This is a genomic window from Bacillus sp. G1(2015b) (assembly GCF_001482475.1).
Taxonomy (GTDB): domain Bacteria; phylum Bacillota; class Bacilli; order Bacillales; family Bacillaceae; genus Bacillus; species Bacillus safensis.
This window is the reverse complement of record NZ_LKIC01000028.1, coordinates 1-16,543: the sequence shown is the minus strand read 5'-3', so window position 1 is coordinate 16,543 and position 16,543 is coordinate 1. Positions and strand designations below refer to the sequence as shown.

The 16,543-nt window shown below is 39.1% G+C and carries 13 protein-coding genes, 17 tRNA genes, 1 rRNA gene and 1 pseudogene; 5 read left to right on the top strand and 27 right to left on the bottom strand.

Going from position 1 to position 16,543, the window contains the following annotated elements; all coding sequences use genetic code 11:
* Positions 1-134: 134 nt before the first annotated feature.
* Complete coding sequence (locus tag AMR95_RS14735) at positions 135-2,078, bottom strand: LTA synthase family protein (RefSeq protein ID WP_058838710.1); 1,944 nt, start codon at positions 2,076-2,078, stop codon at positions 135-137.
* A 540-nt stretch (positions 2,079-2,618) separates the two neighbouring features.
* Here AMR95_RS14735 and AMR95_RS14730 point away from each other — a divergent pair.
* From AMR95_RS14730 to AMR95_RS14710, 5 genes are all read left to right on the top strand, one after another.
* A complete protein-coding gene (locus tag AMR95_RS14730) occupies positions 2,619-3,422 on the top strand; it encodes a DUF2262 domain-containing protein (protein ID WP_058838709.1) in 804 nt (267 codons plus the stop codon).
* A gap of 18 nt (positions 3,423-3,440) precedes the next feature.
* Positions 3,441-4,130, top strand: coding sequence for a DUF1963 domain-containing protein (locus AMR95_RS14725; protein ID WP_058838708.1), 690 nt, complete (start codon positions 3,441-3,443; stop codon positions 4,128-4,130).
* A gap of 50 nt (positions 4,131-4,180) precedes the next feature.
* The gene (locus tag AMR95_RS14720) at positions 4,181-4,450 is read left to right on the top strand and encodes a hypothetical protein (protein WP_058838707.1); all 270 of its coding nucleotides are present in this window, start codon (positions 4,181-4,183) and stop codon (positions 4,448-4,450) included.
* 145 nt (positions 4,451-4,595) lie between these two features.
* Complete coding sequence (locus tag AMR95_RS14715; RefSeq protein WP_058838706.1) at positions 4,596-4,793, top strand: hypothetical protein; 198 nt, start codon at positions 4,596-4,598, stop codon at positions 4,791-4,793.
* 62 nt (positions 4,794-4,855) lie between these two features.
* Entirely contained in the window at positions 4,856-5,401 is a 546-nt protein-coding gene (locus AMR95_RS14710; RefSeq protein WP_058838705.1) for a histidine phosphatase family protein, read from the top strand.
* Positions 5,402-5,431: 30 nt separating this feature from the next.
* Here the strand turns inward: AMR95_RS14710 and AMR95_RS14705 are convergent, their stop codons facing one another.
* The 26 genes and pseudogenes from AMR95_RS14705 to rrf all read right to left on the bottom strand — a co-directional run bounded on the left by AMR95_RS14705 (position 5,432) and on the right by rrf (position 16,421).
* Positions 5,432-6,136 (bottom strand): hypothetical protein, encoded by a 705-nt coding sequence (locus tag AMR95_RS14705; RefSeq protein WP_058838704.1) that lies wholly within the window; start codon positions 6,134-6,136, stop codon positions 5,432-5,434.
* A gap of 58 nt (positions 6,137-6,194) precedes the next feature.
* Positions 6,195-6,989 carry a phosphotransferase gene (locus AMR95_RS14700; RefSeq protein ID WP_058838703.1) on the bottom strand — a complete coding sequence of 265 codons (795 nt, stop codon included), beginning with the start codon at positions 6,987-6,989 and terminating at the stop codon, positions 6,195-6,197.
* Positions 6,990-7,383: 394 nt separating this feature from the next.
* Complete coding sequence (locus AMR95_RS14695) at positions 7,384-7,809, bottom strand: hypothetical protein (RefSeq protein ID WP_058838702.1); 426 nt, start codon at positions 7,807-7,809, stop codon at positions 7,384-7,386.
* Between the two features lie 255 nt (positions 7,810-8,064).
* Positions 8,065-8,143 (bottom strand) — tRNA-OTHER (locus AMR95_RS19145).
* Positions 8,144-8,304: 161 nt separating this feature from the next.
* Entirely contained in the window at positions 8,305-9,405 is a 1,101-nt protein-coding gene (locus tag AMR95_RS14690; protein ID WP_082672253.1) for an HNH endonuclease, read from the bottom strand.
* Positions 9,406-9,450: 45 nt separating this feature from the next.
* Positions 9,451-10,935 (bottom strand): hypothetical protein, encoded by a 1,485-nt coding sequence (locus tag AMR95_RS14685; RefSeq protein ID WP_156414547.1) that lies wholly within the window; start codon positions 10,933-10,935, stop codon positions 9,451-9,453.
* An 825-nt stretch (positions 10,936-11,760) separates the two neighbouring features.
* Entirely contained in the window at positions 11,761-12,720 is a 960-nt protein-coding gene (locus tag AMR95_RS14675) for a hypothetical protein (protein ID WP_058838698.1), read from the bottom strand.
* A gap of 75 nt (positions 12,721-12,795) precedes the next feature.
* On the bottom strand, positions 12,796-13,578 hold the full coding sequence (locus AMR95_RS14670) for an Lrp/AsnC family transcriptional regulator (protein WP_058838697.1): 783 nt from the start codon (positions 13,576-13,578) through the stop codon (positions 12,796-12,798).
* A 146-nt stretch (positions 13,579-13,724) separates the two neighbouring features.
* Positions 13,725-14,696: pseudogene (locus tag AMR95_RS14665) on the bottom strand (tyrosine-type recombinase/integrase).
* A gap of 131 nt (positions 14,697-14,827) precedes the next feature.
* Positions 14,828-14,909: transfer RNA gene (locus AMR95_RS14660), tRNA-Leu, on the bottom strand.
* A 35-nt stretch (positions 14,910-14,944) separates the two neighbouring features.
* Positions 14,945-15,033: transfer RNA gene (locus AMR95_RS14655), tRNA-Leu, on the bottom strand.
* 14 nt (positions 15,034-15,047) lie between these two features.
* Positions 15,048-15,118: transfer RNA gene (locus AMR95_RS14650), tRNA-Cys, on the bottom strand.
* A gap of 5 nt (positions 15,119-15,123) precedes the next feature.
* A tRNA-Gly gene (locus AMR95_RS14645) sits at positions 15,124-15,198 on the bottom strand.
* 7 nt (positions 15,199-15,205) lie between these two features.
* Positions 15,206-15,277, bottom strand: a tRNA-Gln gene (locus AMR95_RS14640).
* Positions 15,278-15,286: 9 nt separating this feature from the next.
* Positions 15,287-15,362 (bottom strand) — tRNA-His (locus tag AMR95_RS14635).
* A 29-nt stretch (positions 15,363-15,391) separates the two neighbouring features.
* A tRNA-Trp gene (locus AMR95_RS14630) sits at positions 15,392-15,465 on the bottom strand.
* Between the two features lie 14 nt (positions 15,466-15,479).
* Positions 15,480-15,564, bottom strand: a tRNA-Tyr gene (locus tag AMR95_RS14625).
* Between the two features lie 15 nt (positions 15,565-15,579).
* Positions 15,580-15,652, bottom strand: a tRNA-Thr gene (locus tag AMR95_RS14620).
* Positions 15,653-15,658: 6 nt separating this feature from the next.
* Positions 15,659-15,734: transfer RNA gene (locus AMR95_RS14615), tRNA-Phe, on the bottom strand.
* A gap of 18 nt (positions 15,735-15,752) precedes the next feature.
* Positions 15,753-15,829, bottom strand: a tRNA-Asp gene (locus AMR95_RS14610).
* A 4-nt stretch (positions 15,830-15,833) separates the two neighbouring features.
* Positions 15,834-15,910, bottom strand: a tRNA-Met gene (locus AMR95_RS14605).
* A gap of 15 nt (positions 15,911-15,925) precedes the next feature.
* A tRNA-Val gene (locus AMR95_RS14600) sits at positions 15,926-16,001 on the bottom strand.
* Positions 16,002-16,034: 33 nt separating this feature from the next.
* Positions 16,035-16,109: transfer RNA gene (locus AMR95_RS14595), tRNA-Glu, on the bottom strand.
* A gap of 17 nt (positions 16,110-16,126) precedes the next feature.
* Positions 16,127-16,217 (bottom strand) — tRNA-Ser (locus AMR95_RS14590).
* A gap of 4 nt (positions 16,218-16,221) precedes the next feature.
* Positions 16,222-16,296: transfer RNA gene (locus AMR95_RS14585), tRNA-Asn, on the bottom strand.
* A gap of 9 nt (positions 16,297-16,305) precedes the next feature.
* A 5S ribosomal RNA gene (rrf, locus tag AMR95_RS14580) occupies positions 16,306-16,421 on the bottom strand.
* Between the last annotated feature and the right edge of the window lie 122 nt (positions 16,422-16,543).

Here is a 16,543-nt window from a genome sequence, read left to right as displayed (position 1 = left end):
AGGACGAAATGTGTGTCACCAACTGCCAGCCAGCATCACGCTTGTTTCTCCCTAAATATAAACATATTTTGCCAACAAATCAAGCAAAGAGAGAGAAAAAGGCAAGCACCTTTCTGTGCTTGCCCAAAACTCAGTTAGTTAGCAGAAGAATCCGCTTCTTTTTCTTTGTTTGCTTTACCATAGAAATAATCCGATGGATTCACTGGTTTGAAATCAGATAACTTATGGAATCGAAGAAGATCCCTATAGAGCACTTTATCTGAAAGACTTAACTGATTATCAACACGGGCTTTAATCGCCTCTGTCTTTTTATTTTGTTTCACCACTTTACCCGTTTTCGTATCATAAACGGTATTATCGACAAGTGTGTATTTCGGTGTCACATAGTTTCCATTACGGAAGGCAACAGTCTCATCATGCTTTTTAGAGAATAAGTCTGTTCCAAAATTCACGAATTCATTTGAATCGATACCTTGTAAGTGAAGAAGTGTTGGCATCACGTCGACTTCACCACCATACGTATGGTTCACGCCGCCCTTCTTACCAGGAATACGAATCATGAGCGGAACACGCTGGTTTTGTGCATTTTGATAAGGAGTGATTTCTTTCCCTTGAATTTCACTCATTGCACGGTTATGGTTCTCAGAAATACCGTTATGGTCACCATACAATAAAATGACTGAGTCTTTATACATACCTGATTTTTTCAAGTCTTTGAAGAATTGCTCTAATGACTCATCTAAATATCTTGCTGTTTGGAAATAGTTATCGACTGTTTTATCGCCCGTTGTTGCCTTAGCGATTGTCGCATCTTTTTCATCTAAATTAAATGGATAGTGATTTGTCAGTGTCATTAAATGTGCATAAAATGGCTTTTTCATTGATTCTAGCATTGGAATTGATTCTTTGAAGAACGGTTTATCCTTCAGACCCATATTCACAAGGTTTTCTTCATCCATGTTGTAATAGGAAGCATCAAAGAATTGATCAATTCCCATATGTTTATAAATCGTGTCACGGTTCCAGAAAGATTTATAGTCCCCGTGAAGCACTGCACTCGTATAGCCTGCTTTTTGATCTAGGATGGCAGGTAGTGATTGGAAGGTATTTTCACCCTTTGTCACAAATGCTGCTCCCTCTGGCAAGCCAAACATACTATTATCCATCATCAGCTCAGCATCAGATGTCTTCCCTTGACCAGTCTGATGGAAAAAGTTATCGAAATACGTAAAGTCATCTTTCCCATGAGCCAGTTTGTTTAAAAATGGCGTCACTTCTTCTCCATTTAATTTGTAGTCAATTAAGAAAGACTGGAAGCTTTCTAAATGAATTTTAATAATGTTTTTACCTTTTGCTTTTCCAAAATACTCTACATTTGGCTTCGCATAGTGAGAAGACGTATAGTTCACAACATCCGTTAAATCTTCACTGCTTGCATTTGCAACCTGCGTTGCGTTTTGTGCTGCTTGTACCCCGTCATAAATCGTATAATTGTAAACACCTAAGTATTTGACAACATACTTATGATCAAAGGTTCTCGTTAATAATTCTGGACGATCCTTTTCAGCCAAATGAAGGTTTACAAAGAACAGTCCAATACCTGCAGCTACAATCAGCAGTGCAAACGTCTTTTTCATTTGGAACTTCTTCACTTCCGGTCTCCAAATGACAATCGCAATCAAGATGATGATATCAAGGAAGTATAAAAGGTCATGCGGCTTAATGCTTGCTAACACACCGCCAGTCATGCCTCCCCCAAGATTTCCTGCCTGCTTCATTGTTGAGAAAGTCAAAAAGTCATCAAAGAAACGGTAATACGCTACATTTGCATATAAAAGTGCGGTCATAATAAAATCAATAACAATTAAAACAATGGCAGATTTACGCCCCTTCAAAAAGAGAGCAAGTCCAAAAAACACAATGGCTGAACTAAATGGATTCAATAAGAGAAGCCCCTCTTGAAAAGAACCTTTTACTCCTAAATTAAAGTCCATTTTGTAGGCTGTGTATGATTTAGCCCAGAATAATAGGACAGCCAAAACAAAAAAGCTATATTTGTTCGCAAATATTTTTTTCATAAAACCTCTTCTTTCTTATCATCGTTCTGATATAAATGAAATCATAAAAAATTTACATTCATTTTGCAAATGTAAATCTTCTTCGTCAAGCATTCCGATGCTCTGTCTCCGCCGGATACATGCGCTCCTTTAATATAACGAACGAGAGGCATCATAAGTTTCAAAAAAAATACGAGTAAATAAAAGGAAAAATATCCATTTACATTAAATTTACGCACACTTCATGTTTTAGTGGATGAAGAAGGTTTTGTAAATCACTCAGTATTACTTTACTTTTTTCATCTATTCGTGTCAAAGTAATTATAAAGAAAAGGAAGAATCACCTAGGCTTTTCGACTCACTTACCCAAATTTATACAAAATTCGATCCATGCTTCTTTTATTGTGACTCAACCTTCATTAATCCATGTACCTCCTAAAAAAACAGTTTTAAACAAAAAAAGCTTGATTTCCCCTACTAAAGTGCGGTGTGATTAAGAGGTAGATTTTGATCATATCATCCTTATGTTCATAACAAAAATATCGAGCTGGAGGACATCACATGAAGATTAACAAACAAATCAACACTTTTGAAGGAAGATTTTCAGAAGATATAGTCACTATTATAGCTGTGACAGGACCTTCTGGCGTAGGGGCAGGGAAAGCAGGACAGGCACCTCTTTGGACCGCTTCTATTCCACTAATTGCCTGGAAGGAAAACGGCCATATCACAAACGAAAATGTAAGACTTTGCTGGTTAACAGATGACGAAGGATTAAGGGAAAAGCAGTCACAATTACATAAAGAATCAATCGTTACACTTCAGGCCCGAAAGGGCGAAGGTGAATTCATGCTTGTATCTTTGATCAATACAGATACAAAGGATCAAGCACTTCAAGAAATTTTAGAACAAGCCCAAAAGCCTGTGTTTTATCATGATGATACACTTGGAACCTTTGAGCTAGTGAAAGGACTAGACTTATTTGAAAAGACGATCCAATGGAGCAATGAAGAGTGCCTTCTCTACTTCAACCTCGAAGAAGATGAAAAAATAAATGACTCACTTTCTACAGCAAAACAACTCATACCAGAACAAGCCAAATGGGATTCTTCTATTAAATCATTTGCCGCGAATCAGCTGATAGATCTAGCAAAGGATTGGCAGGAACAAGACGAATCAGTTGAAAAGCAAGAAGAACTTACACTGAATCAATTTATGAGCCGCATTTCACTTGAAAGCCTGCATGTTTACCCTGAGGGAGAGTTTGAAGTCTACTATCATGACGGTGATTTATTTTGGGGACATGTCATTATTATCACAGGAAATATAAATGGCACATTTCATGATGCACACATTGCAGGCTAACAGCTGGAGGGACATTAGATGGAGATCAAAGCTTTTCAAGAATTAAATCTAATTGGGAAAACGCCAGCCATCGCCAAAATAGGCGGGTTCCGTCCTGATCCAGCTGTACACAGCTGGTTTGCAGGCCATTTTTTCATCGATCCTCATCAGGGCTGGCCGAAAGATCAAGATGGTGCCATGATTCCGATCTTACAAATTTATTTACCAGAAGTGCCAGGAGGAATGAACGGCTTCAATGAGTGTAAGCTGATTCAAATTTTCCTCAACCAGAAAGCACTTCCGATTGATATCACCAAAAACGGCGAAGGCTGGAAGATCATTGAATATGCATCAATCGAAGGTTTAGAAGTAGCTGAGACTCCTGAAGAAGTAAGAGGACTCAAACCCTTTCAAATCCAATGGAACGAAAGTGAACAAAGGGACTTCCCTTGCTGGGAAGAAGCATGGTCATATGTCGATTTATCAGAAGTAAACGAAAGTGAAGAAGCGACGGACCACTTCTTTAATCAATACACAAATTATTCGTTCACAAAAATCGGTGGGTATGGGGCGTATATTCAATCCCCACCCCATCAACAACAAGGCGAATTCATGCTGCAAATCGCCTCAGAAGAAAAACCTCGTTTCATGATTGGTGATAACGGCACGATGTATTTCTATTATGACAAAGAATCAAAAGAATGGTTTATGCACTGGGATTGTTTTTAACGTTTATTGAATGAAACCTTGCCTTCTCCTAAGCGAAAGGAGGAAGCAAAATGGGATTCATTTTAGACATCTTTTCACTTGCTGTGTATATCCCTTTTCTAAAAGTGGATGAAGAGGAGATCTCGAGGAACGCAGCACATCTCAAAAAATATAGCTGGTTTAAAGCACTATTACATGATCAAACTTGCAGGGAGCTCATCATTTATGATCCCGGTGTCCGGCGTCTCATAGGCAGGTTTAAAACGGAGAAACTCCATAAGAAGCGATACAACTTAAGATGCGAACGTAAATTACTACAAGCATTACAACGCGCAATGTAAACTGAAACAACAAGAGCCGCACTTTCCTGTGGCTCTTTTTTTTACCAATTGAATCGTTTCTTTTGAAGAAAACATTTGACGCCTGGACGACTCTCCCCGTATATTATGTATAAATCCATCTTTTTCAAAGAAAAGGGGGCCTCACATGCGCTTGTTTAAGAACTGGAGAAAAAAGCAGCCTGCACAGCAAGTCGCTTCAGAAAAGCAAGAAGACAGCATCCCAATCAGCTTCTCCACACTTCCCTTTGGCACAGACACCGTCGATGATTTTTTGTTCAACCTAGACCTGACCTCCAAGCTCACAGATCCCTATAAAGAAACAGATACGAACAAGCTTACCTAGATCTTCGCAAATCCTCATCCAATACTGGATGATTTTTTTATACTCAATGAAAGGTGTATCCAATGAAAACATATTATATCGTCAGACACTGCCAAGCAGATGGACAATCTAAAGATGCAGCTTTAACGCCACAAGGCATCACTCAATCTCACGAACTGTCACAGTTTTTTTCCAGCATTCATCTCAATCAGATTATCTCAAGTCCTTATAAACGAGCGATCCAAACTACTGAGCCCCTTGCTCATGCAAAACAGCTCGAGATAAAAATCGATCAACGCCTCTCTGAACGTGTGTTAAGCAGTAAGCCAATAGACAATTGGTATGAGAAGCTAAAGCTCAGTTTTACAGACTTACATATGACCTGTGAAGGCGGAGAATCGAGCCAAGAAGCCATGAATCGTATTGTAGAAGCGCTCCACGAACAAATAATATTAGAAAAAGATCATACCCTATTCATCACACATGGCAATATCATGAGCCTGCTTCTTAAACACGCCGATCCAACGATTGGATTCGAGGAGTGGGAGAAACTAAGCAATCCAGATGTCTATATCCTGAAATATTTCAAACCAGATCATGTAGAAATAGAACGAATATGGTATAAATAAACGGCAGAATGAATTCTGCCGTTTCCTCATCTATTGTTGATAATAAAAAGCCTCTACCCACTCATACGGCTTCTTACGCTCCGCACACCATTTCATGAAGCCTCTTGTCTCCGTTTGCTGAAATTTCTTCCAGTCCGATAAAAGCTGATCATAATAGGCTGCTTGTTTTTCAACATTAGATCGAATCCTCTTATCTTCAATCAGCATCATGACATCTTCAATACCTTGAATTCGCTCTTGGTCTTTCTCATAGGTGCTTAAATAAAGATCTTCATGTATATGATGAAACGAATACCACAAGGCCGATAAATAGATTTCACAAATTTGAACAATCACACGCTGCTCCTTGCTGCCCCCAAGCTCTAGCGCCTTCAATAAATAGGGCAGCCCTTCTCCCTGATGTACAAACAAGCCCTGCCAGCGATATGGTCTTACATCCATTGGGTCAACCTTCTCCCACTCTTGCAGAACAGGTTGAATCACCCCAATTATCAATGGATACACAAGCAAATGATGACCATCCTCAAACCGTTCAATCTTCTCAAACAGCCAAGCAACAAATAAACGCTGTACTTCAAAATCGTTCTCTTTCATCTCTTCAATAAAGGCCTGAAGAACTTTTAGCGCATCTTTACGCAGGCCCTGTTCTTTTCTCACACAGTACTGTCTAAAAAGAGGATAATCATGTGATCCCTCGTCTTCAATGATGGTCTGTAATATCGTCTTCGTTTGCAATAACAACGCCGCCTCTTTACATTCATTCTTTTGACTTCTTATTTAAAGGGAAGTAGTTTTACATCCAATCTTTTCTATGTTCATGAATGAATTGAATGTCTTTTTGATAATGCTCAAGGTGCCCCTCATGAATCATGTTTTGAAAAGCGATATCCCCTTCACTCGCTTTTCGTTTCATGTACTGACATAACCCTTTTAAACGCAACAGCACCATATCCAAATAATCTTCTGCTATTTCCTCACCATAAGCTTCAAAAAACAGTTTGACTCTATGTTTTATCTGGTCTGCATGGTCTGATGAATGATAGTTCACGATATCTCCTGTTTTGGTGCGAAAAAACCTACTGATAGGTACACATGTATACAGAGTATATGCGATATCCCAAAGCCTTGGACCAGGAGCAGCTACATCAAAATCAATAATTCCTACTGGTTTTTCGTTATTGAAAATGATATTGTACATAGCAAAATCATTATGACATACAACCTCTATGTTGTTAGGCGTATTGTCCATTCGTTCCCAATCGTCTGAAATGGGAAAATCACAAACAGCATCATGATACAATCTAAGCATCCTCGCTATTTCTTTTAAGGCTTGGTGAGAGCACATGTATTCTTTTAAGGAATCATGGCCAGCTACGCCTTCAATGAAAGACAAGATCTCTCTACCTTTTTCATCAACCCCTAAAAACTTTGGAGCATAGGAGAAATTCTTTTTTTCTAAATGCTTTAGCAGCTTTCGTATATTGATATTGTCTGACTTTACTTCTCGACGAACCGTATCTCCCGAACGATATACGTTCGAGACATTGCCACCTGTCAATAACTCTTCATGGTCATTTTGTTTTTTCATAAATTCTCCCCTAAAATTGGGTCACAATGATGATGTCAGCTATAGATGTGTATGTATCCCCAAATATTCATTTAGTTACACAAAGGTTGTACACTGTTTTATGTGAATGTGCTACCTTACATGGTTAAATGTATCTTATCAAATGTTGCAAATCATCTAAAGATTATTCTGCTAAAAGAAGTATATGCTCATTATTTTCTAATAGTTTTCTATTTTTAATAACCACAAAAAAACGTTTACCACAAGGGTGAAACGTTAGGTTCACGGTAAAAACCAATCATGAAACTTTTAATAGATACCGATGGCCGGAGCTGAACCGGCAATCCATGATAAATTATTCCTAAAAGGCAAGGTATACCCTCTTAAAGTAAAGTACCCGTTTATGAAATAACAATCAAAGTTCTTCTTGATATATTTCTGATTTTATCGGCTTTAAACTCAAAGGTATTTTAAACTCATGAATACTTTCAATATGATTAAAAAAATGATCGATATCGTCATAATCCATTGACCATTCTTCTACCACCTTTAACTTTTTTAACTCGCTTGTTGGTTTAAATAAAAATTCACAGTGTAGTTGTTCCATGTGAGAATAATCATCTTCTTCATAAACTGTAAACTGACGTACAAGGTCAAAATGAAATAGTTCCTCTCCTGTAAAGTCATAGACACCACACTGAAATAAAATTTCTTTATCTTCTTCGCCCTCAACTGTCTCCTTTGAAAAAGCCTTAAATGTTTCCCAAACCTTTTTTATATCATCGATATCTTCACCAATGGTATCTTTAAGATAACTTTCAGCATTTTTAACCGTAATCATGACAACACCTCTCCTATGTACAATTTATCTCATCCTTCTTCAATTATCCTGCCCTTTTAGTTTAATAATAAGGTAACCATTAATAAAGTAAAAGATAATCTCCTTTTAACACAATTTGAAGTGATATTTTCGTGTGAAAAATCAGCTAAAAAACAAATAAAAACGCCCTCCTACAATATGTAGAAAGACGTTTTAAACGTTGATATTCCTTAATTCTTCTGTATTTGACGATAATAAAGAATATCTAAAACTAGATACCGGTGGCCGGGGTCGAACCGGCACTCCGTGAGGAACACGATTTTGAGTCGTGCTTGCCATTCTTACCCTCACCAGCCTTTATATTTCAACAACCAAGAGGACTCCTCTTTGGCTCGTATCGTACGACTTATTTATAAGATAACATTACACGAATTTTTTTGAGTTGCCAAGCCCCAGTTTTATTCCCCAGAGAAAACCTGTGAAGTATTATAATAGGAAGAAACCCAACTCATTTATTTATTTTTGAAAAACGGATAAATACTTTTCGATTACAGTTTTAGTATATATGTTTATCATTTCTTCTGTAAAATAAGGATTTTCTTCTTGAGGAAACTTTTGAATTAGCTCGTCCATTGAAGAGGTTGTAATTTCATGGATTTTTCTACTTACATTAACGTCACGAATTTGCTGGAACAAATACCTCAATCTTTCCAGAAACTTTGCTTCATCAATTTCCTTTGAAATCGACTTCTTAAGCTCCTTGGGAGTAATCATAAAGTCAGTCTCATACTCTAAAATTTCATTGGTGACTAAGTTGTAATGATAACTTTCATACAAGTCTTCACCTTGATAATCCCTACTCAAGAAAACAAGCATTTTAAACTCATTAAAAAGCTCTATTAAAACATATAATTGCTTTCTCAGTTTGTCTCCTTTGAGTATTATGGAATGAAGAATTTCCTCTGCTCCTTTGTTAAAGATTTCGTTCCTTGGATAGAAATAATAAACCTCAGCTTCTTCTTCTTTGCCTTGGATAAATGGGAGCAAATGCTGAATATCATTTGGATTGCCGCCATGGAAAATGAAGAAATTAACAGCCATTTTACAAAAGGCTCTTGAAATCTCATACCCTCCAAAATTCATTTCAATTTTTGCATTAACGTTTTTATCTATTGTTGTCTCAACGTTTTCTAAAGCTTTATCAATATCAATTTGCGGATATTTTCTCTTTAAACCGAGAAGGACTTTCCTTGTTTCTCCAATAGAAGGAGCTTCAATATGATAAACATTACCGTCTATTTCATGATAAGCTCGGCTAAGTTTCATTTTTCCTCCTGGCTCAATTAGTATCTCTTTAGAACCATGCTTAGCCTTAACATTTTGTGGCTTCCCTCTATCTCGTTTGACATTTAACAAAGTTGATATTGGCTGCAATTGTCTTGATAATTTGTCATCAATGTCGCTTCCAAATTTAGAGTTACAGCTTTTGCAAATTAACTTTTTGGATTTAAGCTTACCTCCGAGAGCATTTAGAATTATATGTTCCTCAGTCTCATTCTCTTTAGTAAGTTCTTTTTGGCAAGCATAACAAATCATGGCTATCTCCTTAATTCTCATTCCCTTATCCTTTTCGAAAGGGAGCTGCCCTCCCCTTATTCCGCTTTACTTTTCTTTACTCTCTATAAATTCAACATTTGGATATTCTTCTTCATAGTCAAAATTCGAACCAAGAATTAAGTCAGCATGGACTTTAATCTCTGTGTTATTGTCCTTTGCGTACTTATGAGCATGACATTGACGGTTGCTATTTATACCGTCAAAAAGAGCTAAGAATTGTTCACGATTGAATTGTTTTAAGTTTTGCTTAATGAATATTCCAAAGTTATAATCCGCTGTATCAAAGCTGCTACTATGAGTAAATTGCTCAATGACCAAATCATAATACTTATCTAAGCATTCATTTTCGGAAGCCCACTTGTATAATAAGTCCCGTTCAGCCTTATCTAAAATATGACTCTCGTAAAACTTTTCCTCATAAAAAGTTTGTTCAGTCCAATGAATGTCTTTAATCATATAACTAAAATGTTCTCTCATATTCTCTCTCAAGAAAGGAGACCTAATTTTAAATTTCCAATGCTTATCAATTTGAGCTTTAAGCTTAACTTCGTTATGGCTCTCTACAAATTGATACATTTCGGGGTTGTTACCATAAAACTCAGTTAGCCTTAATAAAACGCTTTCCTCTTCCTCTTTAAACTTATTAAAAGGAATTGGGTTTTCCTCAATATATTTTAATAAGCTGGCTCTAAATTTTTTATAAAGAATTTTTAAGGTTCGATAATTTATATTTCTATTCAACCTACAAGGGTCGCTCTTACAATTGAAAGTAATTCCCCAAAGTTCTTTAAAAATAGCATTAATCATTTGTTCATTTGTGTTTTTTAAATATCTGGACTCTATGTAACCTTCAAGGGCAGAGTCCTCAGTAAAGAAATTCTTATGCTGAGATAAATCCTCAACTATCATATCAAATACTTTCTTAGACATTACAGGATTTTTCACCAGCAACCCTTCAAGCATATTCCTTATAAGTGCTCTTACAGTTTCTTGGTTGGGAGTTGAAAGTAAATCCTGTTGAGTTAAAACTGGGTGAGCTGACAAATGTCTATGCAATCTCAATGAATCAATACTAATTTTATCTATTGGTTCTAATAAGAGCGTCCTTGTTTTGACTTCCTCGATTAAGACAGCTTCCCAGCTTCCAGGATTTGAAGGATTTTTCTTTTGCTCCCCTTCTATCTTTTCTAATATTGATTTGGCTGTATCGTCGTCATAAAGCTCTTTAAGGTCTTTTAACTTATATATTAAATCACTCATGACAACCGAATAAAGCATTACAACCGCAGAGCGGTAGCTTCCATTTACATACGATTGAAGAACCTCATTAAAATATTCTCTCGTTTTTGGGTGATAAATATTTTCAGCACTTTGCTCAATGGAATATAGCGACATATTTGTTCCTCTCCCTTCCCTAATATTATACAACCTTATTGAAAACGCTCCAAAGAACGTCTCCTCTTTTCTCTTTGGGGCTGGCTCAATTGTTAAGCTCCAGAGGAAAGCTCCAGAGAGGACTCCAGAAGGCACTCTCAGCGTTTTCCCGACTCAAGGAAGGCTCTTGGCTTGCTTCTTCCTCAATAGAAACCCTCCAGAGCGGCTCAGAAGCGTTCTCAGAGACAGCCCCCCTCTCCTTCTTTTGGTCTTCTTTGGGTTTTGCTCCAGACAGAGTAAACTCAAGAGAACAGCTCCAGAGGAGAGCGGCTCGTTCGTTGGCAAAGGAGAGGAAACCTCCAGAGCTGACTCAAGAGGACAGCAAGAACTGAAACAAATAAAAAGAGAAGCTGCCTGAGGGAGTAACCTTCAAAGAAGCACTCAAGAGCCGCTCAGAGCAAAGGAAACCATGTGGAAGGATAATAAAAACTCCCGAACGTCCTCAAGGGCTTGCTGAGAGTTCTCTGAGAGCGTCCTCAGTTGCTCTCTACAATTCAATTCGTCCAGAGTCGCTTTCTCAACAGAGAGAGGGCTGAGAAGCCAACTCCAGAGCAAAGAGGCGAGCTGTTTGGCTGTCTCATTACTCAATTAGTTTTGAAACTCGGAGACAGCTCAAGAGGTCAACTCAAGGGGAGAGCAGAAAAGCGAACATTCAAGGAGAGAAACTGAGAGCGTTCGTTTTGCTCTGTTCGTTAGGTAGAACAAGGGAAGTTGGCTCAAGTAGCGTTCTCAACGGCGAACACATAAGACGAACATTTAACTCCAAAAGGAATAGTTCTGTTCGTGTTTAATACAAGGAGTGACCTCATGGAGCGGAATGTTAAAGAGTTTTTGCTTCCTCAGAAGGCAAACCCAAGAGTTAAACCCAAGAGAAACAACCTCATTCCTTACCTAACAACAATGAGTATAATTTTTTTTATGTTACATCTCCTTAATGTCAATCTTGCTGTCAATGTACTCAATAATTAAAAACTCAAGAAACCTCTTACTTTCATGAGTCAACTCCATAGTTATCGGGTTGTTTTTCTTTTGGTCAGCATAAACCTTTCCATGCCCAGCTCGGTTTCTGGCAAGGAGGAATTTCTTTATCATTGTAGATACCTTTGCATAACTCTTCTTACTTACGTCTCCATATCTGACTTTATCAAAGGCTTTTAAATATCTCGTATTCCATTTGACTCCTTCAATTCTATTGTCAATGACCTTCTTATAATGTTCGTTCTCAAAAATTCTTTCTCGGAAATTATAGTCCATAATAGCTTCAATTCCCCTATAAGCTGACGTAAGCGAGGAACAAAACTTTTCGTAATTAATTGCATTTAAAAAGCTGTACTCATCTGTTTCGTAATAATGCAAATCCAAACGAGAGTGCATAGTAATATACGAGCCGACTAAATGAGTGTAGTATGTTTCTTGAGCTTGGTAAAAGCAAGCCAGAGCTGTTCTGAGTCGGCTGTCTCGAACGATAAGTTTTAGAAGTTCCTCCAGTTTCTTAAATCGAATATTCCCGATTATAACTCCATTTTCTAAGTAATCTCGCTCATGAGAATTTCTATTATGGTTAAGGTCATAAATTTTTAAGTCCTTACCATTGTTCAAGTTATTGTCCATTCTGAATAGAGCCATATCCTCGTCATAAATATAGTCGCAAAATGCAAAAAGTAATTTAACTGACTCAAATACTTTCATGGCTGTTTTGAGGTTTTTCGCTTTAATGATTAACGAGCCATAGTTACCGACTAATAAAAAATTTATCAGCTCGAAAGACTTGTCCTTAATCAGCACCTCATAATGGCTATCTTTGTCATGATAAGGTCGAGACATTTCCTCCGTCATTTCAGTAATCCTTACTCCAGTCATAATAAATAATTCATTCACCATTTTTAGCTCTCCATTACATTTCTAAATTTCTATATAAATACAGAATAAGAGAATATTATAAAAACAGCAAATTTGTTATTCTTCGAGCCAATTATATAAGAGTGGGCTTCTTGTTGCTGCCAGCTTCCTCTGTTCTCGTGAGAAAATTCCTGTCAAAGCTCCCCAGAAGTAAGCTCCAAAGTTTCCTCCCTTTATCCTGCTCGTTTTCTGGGCAAAGACAGAAGATTTGAACGCTCTTATTGCAGGCTCTGTCAGCTCCTCAACTTCTGGAGCATACTTCCGAGCAACCGCTTGAGCTTTACCCCAAAGGGAGAAGGCTTCCTCAGCTCTCAAGAATGGTTTAACCGCTTGAGTAAAGTCCTCGGGGACAAATTCGCTTAAATATGTATAATCTAGCTCGGCTTTCGTCTGGAGTCGTAATTCTTTTAAATCTTTTGGAAATGCTTTGAGAAAGAATGTTTCTTTCCGTTTGCTCGCTTGTTTAACCTCTTGCAGCTCTTGCTCTGGAGCTTCCTCCTCAGAGGTCGAACGATAGGACAGCGCGACAGGACAAATAATATTAAGGGAAGCCCCAAAGCCCCCTCTTTTTGGTCTGAGAGTCCTTACTCGCTTTATTATTCCAAACTCTTTCAGTCGCTTTAAAGCTCTTTGTATCGTCTTGGAGCTGACTTCCAGAGCGTCTGCCATGGAAGCAACCTTGAGGAAGCTCACTCCAATAAACTTAACTGAATAACCAGCAAGCAACCTTAAAAGCCTTCTTTCTATTTCAGTCAACTCAAAATAAGACAGAGCTTCACTAATAAAGCTGTCCATTTCAAAAACGCTGTTAAACGTTTCATATTCCCTTATACAATTCATTTTCTTCCTCCAAGTAATGGAGGGTTGCTCTTGAGTCCTGCTCTTTGATAAAATAACAAAAGAGAGGTCTCGTCCAGAGTCCTCCAGAAGTATGAAGGAGTTTCCCCTCGGGTCGCCAAACTGGAGAGGGAAGCTCCTTTTCCTTTTTAAAGTCTTGTTTTAATACCCTTGAGAGGGCTAAAGCTTTTATGCTTTTCTTTCACGTCCTCACTAAACAAATTCACATATGTTTTAACCATTTCCATTGACGTATGCCCCAGAATTTGTTGAAGCTCTAATATGCCAGCTCCTCCTTTGACTGAAAGCTTAGCAAAAGTATGTCTAAACGTATGAGGGGAACAACGTACTCCCTCAAGCTTTGCGTTTTTCCCATAAAAAGAAATTCTGTTCTGTACCTGTCTTTTTGTTAAAGCTGTCCCGTCTATCGTTACAAACAAGCTTGTACTTTCAACAATCCCCCGAATAGCAATATACTTCTCAATTTGCTCCTTCATAGTCTTTTGAATTGGAACAATCCTTTCTCGATACGTTTTAGAGTTCCTTATATGGATAGCTCCCTCTTTTAATCAAATATCTCCAAGCGCAATTCCAATTAATTCATTTACTCTTATTCCAGTTTCGAGCAAGAGCAACATTAAAACATAATCCCTTAACCCAGTAAACGTCCTCAAGTTTGGCTGTTTAAGCAGCCTTTCGAGCTGTTCATTTGAGAACGTCTGGACAATTTCCTTCCTATCTTTAAGGAGCTTAATATCTTTAACTGGGTTTTTACGAATATGCTTTTGTTTATACAGGAAATTAAAGTACGAACGAATGGCTCTGAGTCGGGTATTAATCGAGACAGTTTTCAAGCCTTGTTCCTTCATATGGAGGACAACGTTCCTCTGAATGACCTCTTGAGTAATGCTGTCTGGAGCGGTTGAAATTTCTTGCTCAAGCAAATACCTTTCAAATACTTTTAATTCATTGAGATAGTAACTAATGGAGTGAGGTCGTAAATTTCTTAATTTACAATCCTCGATAAATAACTCAAGAGAAGCTTCAAAGTCATACGTCTTGGAGTTCTTGCGTATCTTTGTAAGCTCATTTGTAGAAAGGAAGTTGTTTCGTCTCCCCATTTCTTCACCCCTTCTTGACTGTGGAGCGTACGACTTGAGGAATACGATTGTTAGAGGAAAAATCGTGTGAAATAAAACAAAAAAAAGACCTCTACAATTGTAGAAGTCTCTTGGTATTGCTGAAAAATTGATACCGGTGGCCGGGGTCGAACCGGCACTCCGTGAGGAACACGATTTTGAGTCGTGCGCGTCTGCCAATTCCGCCACACCGGCATGATTATAAAAGAGCGCATCTTATATTAAAAAAATGGTGCCGAGGGCCGGACTTGAACCGGCACGGTAGTCACCTACCGCAGGATTTTAAGTCCTGTGTGTCTGCCAATTCCACCACCCCGGCAGTCTTTTCAAAAAAGGCGACACCCGGATTTGAACCGGGGATAAAGGTTTTGCAGACCTCTGCCTTACCACTTGGCTATGCCGCCATTATTGGAGCGGAAGACGGGATTCGAACCCGCGACCCCCACCTTGGCAAGGTGGTGTTCTACCACTGAACTACTTCCGCACATCAACTGGGCTAGCTGGATTCGAACCAACGCATGACGGAGTCAAAGTCCGTTGCCTTACCGCTTGGCTATAGCCCAATAATAAAATGGGGCGATTGATGGGAATCGAACCCACGAGTGCCAGAGCCACAATCTGGTGCGTTAACCACTTCGCCACAACCGCCATAGATGTAATGAATTATAAAGTATAATTGGCAGGGGCAGTAGGAATCGAACCCACACCGGAGGTTTTGGAGACCTCTGTTCTACCGTTAAACTATGCCCCTATGAAAATAAAAAATGGTGGAGGGGGGCGGATTCGAACCGCCGAACCCGGAGGGAGCGGATTTACAGTCCGCCGCGTTTAGCCACTTCGCTACCCCTCCACATTTGAAAAACAGTGCCGGCAAGAGGACTTGAACCCCCAACCTACTGATTACAAGTCAGTTGCTCTACCAATTGAGCTACACCGGCAAATAGTGGTGGCTCGGGACGGAATCGAACCGCCGACACACGGATTTTCAGTCCGTTGCTCTACCAACTGAGCTACCGAGCCAAGTATTCTTTTGAAAAATGGCGGTCCGGACGGGACTCGAACCCGCGACCTCCTGCGTGACAGGCAGGCATTCTAACCAACTGAACTACCGGACCATTTTGGTTGCGGGGGCAGGATTTGAACCTGCGACCTTCGGGTTATGAGCCCGACGAGCTACCGAACTGCTCCACCCCGCGACGATATAAAAGATATGGTGGAGGATGACGGGCTCGAACCGCCGACCCTCTGCTTGTAAGGCAGATGCTCTCCCAGCTGAGCTAATCCTCCGAATAAAAAATGCTGGTATATATTCTATAAAAATGGTGACCCGTACGGGATTCGAACCCGTGTTACCGCCGTGAAAGGGCGGTGTCTTAACCGCTTGACCAACGGGCCCTTTATTATGTAAATTGTGGCGGAGAGCAAGGGATTCGAACCCTTGAGACGGGGTTACCGCCTACACGATTTCCAATCGTGCTCCTTCGGCCACTCGGACAGCTCTCCAAATTGGCTCCGCAGGTAGGATTCGAACCTACGACCGATCGGTTAACAGCCGATAGCTCTACCACTGAGCTACTGCGGAATGAAGAAAGCCTGGCGATGTCCTACTCTCACAGGGGGAGACCCCCAACTACCATCGGCGCTGAAGAGCTTAACTTCCGTGTTCGGTATGGGAACGGGTGTGACCTCTTCGCCATCATCACCAGACAATTTAGTGACAAAAGATATTATACTATGTATTAAAAATAAATCAAGAGATATTTTAAAAATGTTCTCTCAAAACTAGATAACAATGTTCATGCTTCACAATAGAATATAGGTTAAGTCCT

Coding starts and splice junctions, on each gene's coding strand:
- AMR95_RS14690 (WP_082672253.1), bottom strand. CDS start 9,405: ATGAGAATTAAGGAGATAGCCATGATTTGTTATGCTTGCCAAAAAGAA.
- AMR95_RS14720 (WP_058838707.1), top strand. CDS start 4,181: ATGGGATTCATTTTAGACATCTTTTCACTTGCTGTGTATATCCCTTTT.
- AMR95_RS14715 (WP_058838706.1), top strand. CDS start 4,596: ATGCGCTTGTTTAAGAACTGGAGAAAAAAGCAGCCTGCACAGCAAGTC.
- AMR95_RS14695 (WP_058838702.1), bottom strand. CDS start 7,809: ATGATTACGGTTAAAAATGCTGAAAGTTATCTTAAAGATACCATTGGT.
- AMR95_RS14710 (WP_058838705.1), top strand. CDS start 4,856: ATGAAAACATATTATATCGTCAGACACTGCCAAGCAGATGGACAATCT.
- AMR95_RS14730 (WP_058838709.1), top strand. CDS start 2,619: ATGAAGATTAACAAACAAATCAACACTTTTGAAGGAAGATTTTCAGAA.
- AMR95_RS14735 (WP_058838710.1), bottom strand. CDS start 2,078: ATGAAAAAAATATTTGCGAACAAATATAGCTTTTTTGTTTTGGCTGTC.
- AMR95_RS14670 (WP_058838697.1), bottom strand. CDS start 13,578: ATGAATTGTATAAGGGAATATGAAACGTTTAACAGCGTTTTTGAAATG.
- AMR95_RS14725 (WP_058838708.1), top strand. CDS start 3,441: ATGGAGATCAAAGCTTTTCAAGAATTAAATCTAATTGGGAAAACGCCA.
- AMR95_RS14675 (WP_058838698.1), bottom strand. CDS start 12,720: ATGGTGAATGAATTATTTATTATGACTGGAGTAAGGATTACTGAAATG.
- AMR95_RS14700 (WP_058838703.1), bottom strand. CDS start 6,989: ATGAAAAAACAAAATGACCATGAAGAGTTATTGACAGGTGGCAATGTC.